The sequence below is a fragment of the Thiolapillus sp. genome (assembly GCF_048562965.1).
Taxonomy (GTDB): Bacteria; Pseudomonadota; Gammaproteobacteria; order Chromatiales; family Chromatiaceae; genus Thiolapillus; species Thiolapillus brandeum_A.
Genome location: NZ_JBHNMF010000486.1, coordinates 1 through 2,495 on the forward strand (window position 1 = coordinate 1; position 2,495 = coordinate 2,495).

Genomic DNA, 2,495 nt, shown 5'->3' on the forward strand with positions numbered 1-2,495 from the left:
AGCGTTGACGTGGTGAGGGCAGGTAGTTATTGTGAAGACGCAGCCAATATTCAAAGGGCTTTTCGCTACCCAGACGAACAATTTCTTTTCCTAAATAAGCTTCCAACTTATCTAAGGTATCGTAAACTTCTTGCAGCTCTGCACCTGTATCAGTAAAGAAGTACTCCATTTTCTCGGAAATTTCTGGGTAGTGTTCTTTTATGTAGATGGCGAGTGCTGCACTATCTTTACCGCCAGAGATTCCTAACACATGGCGAGAGTTTTTATCAGCGTTTAACGCATATTCATGCCATTTCATTTCGCCCCTTAACTGTCTTTTTAGCCTTTAGCTTAGTAGCTTTTAGCTGTTGTTTATTTGATTCACGGTATTTCGCCAGAAACTCATCAACCACCTCAGCGAGTGCAGCTAAACCTAGCTCTTGCCCGCCTAACTCTTCTAACCTCTCAGTTATTTCCCGTTTTGCACTCTTTATGATTGCATGCCGTTTTGAGTCAACAGCCACGACTTCATCATAGTCCGACGCACCCTTCTTAACACTGCGGATCAGATATACTTCAAATTCTGAATCAACTTTATTTCCGACTTCTTGATAATGAACTCGTAGTTTTTCGAGATCATTCAGCTTACGACTAAACTCGGTTAAGCGATATTCTGCTGCATCTCTGTCATTATCACTCCATTTGTCGATTGATTTACGCCCAAGAAATGTCAGCAGGCCATCGAACCATGCCTCATCGCATCCTTCTTTTTGTATTAACCGAAGAATAAAAGCACGCTGCCCATCTCTATCAATAGTGTAATCTTCGAGTCCTATATAACGGCCGTAAACTGACTTCCTCAGCTCTTCCAGCGATATCTCTTTATCAAAATGAAGAGCTTGTGCACACAACTTACGCATCTCGTCTTTTAATTCTGAGAAGCAATATTTAAGTTCGCGCAGTGTTTCAGTTAAGTCCTGCGACAAACCAGCAACAGCTAAATCGCCCTGATCTTTTCCCTTCAGATCATAACCAAGCGCTTTGGGCACTTCTTCGACTAATAAAGTAACCGGCGATTTAGAGTGCCTGAACACGTCACGTACAGCCTGGCTACGTTTTGAAAGCCCTCTTGATGTTTTCAGTGTGTACTCCGGCAAACTACACACAAAATTTGCAATTGGCTTTGCAATTCCTAGTAGATCACGTGTTTTTCCATCTTTAAAGAGTGCTTTTGAATACTCTTTAAAGATGGATGAGTTTAACCCGGCAATTCTAAAGCGCTGAAAAGTAAATTCATCGGGCCGCTTTACGAAGTGCTCTATCATCTCTTCTGTAAAACGCGGTTTGAAAACACGGTTTTCGTAGATTGCCAATTCATCTTGATTAGCAATAATTACCGCTACATAAAGAATGGGCAGGACGCCTTCTTTAACACCATAGGGTGGGGCCAGTAACTCTCTATTTAATTCAACGAGTGACTTTTGGGATTTCTCAGTAGTATTTAAGAGTCGATCTATTCTTGACCACACGCCATAGAAATTACATGGATCGTCAGCCTTTTTATTTGAAGCAGGCCCTTTGAAGTACCAATTGCCGTTTCCACCTTCAACATGAATATTCGCCTTTCTTAGCATGGCACGATATATCGCCTTCTCTGGCGGAAACTTGTCAAAACCGAGGTCTTCCTCATTTCCATTGTTCAGCATTGCCACGACAAGTTTATTTTTGGCTGCATTCGCCTGTGAAGAAGGCTTATCCCTATTAATCAGCTCATTAAATATTTTAGGGCTTAAGCGATATACCTTTTTCAAAACTGAGGACAATACTTCTTGAAGCGCTCGCTTATTTGTTATTTCCAAAGGTTTAGCACCGTAGAACCATTGTCCAAGTCCTGGCTCTTCAATAAGGTACGAGACTTGCCCATCTTCTTTAGTAGAAGCCGCCGCATAACGATCACTAAACTCTCGCTGAGCCACTGGATCAGTGTGTAGCGATTGTGCACCTCGCTGAATCTCTTCCAGCGCCAAAGATTCAGCAAGAATCTCACGCAACTGATCACCATTTCGGCACAGAACCACTATATCTAGTTCTGAGAAATGGCTGACCACCTTCTCAGCGAACAGGACTTCATCATCACTGCTTTCGGCCAAATAGATGATGATTCGTGCATCACGGCTCTTCACCTCGAGTTTTTCATAGCTCGATGCATCGGCAAAAACCGGCACAAAATAACGCAGTGTACCGCTATCGATGGTATAGCGACGTGCAACGATAGGCAACAAAGCATGTCTAGTATTTAACTGCTCGGCCAGATTAAATGCGCCTAGCTTACTGATCTCTTCTCTAACATGTTCTTCAAGGTCAAAGTCGCTGCCTTGCCAAACCCGATACTCAGAACTGAACTTCCTATACTGAACAACTGATTTCTGGATTAAACCTTTAAGCGCCTTCTCAACACATCTCTTCGTTGGCAGGCTTAGCATGACTAATTCTTTAGATGCCTTGAAGTTACCGTG

2 protein-coding genes are annotated in these 2,495 nt (G+C 42.8%); both read right to left on the minus strand.

Annotated elements, in window-relative coordinates:
• Nucleotides 1-298 (minus strand): phosphoadenosine phosphosulfate reductase family protein (locus tag ACOCD2_RS16685; protein WP_419622933.1); only part of this gene is annotated, 298 nt, incomplete at its 3' end.
• A partial coding sequence (locus ACOCD2_RS16690) for a hypothetical protein (protein ID WP_419625802.1) occupies nt 285-2,495 on the minus strand: 2,211 nt, incomplete at its 5' end. The genes ACOCD2_RS16685 and ACOCD2_RS16690, both read right to left, overlap by 14 nt.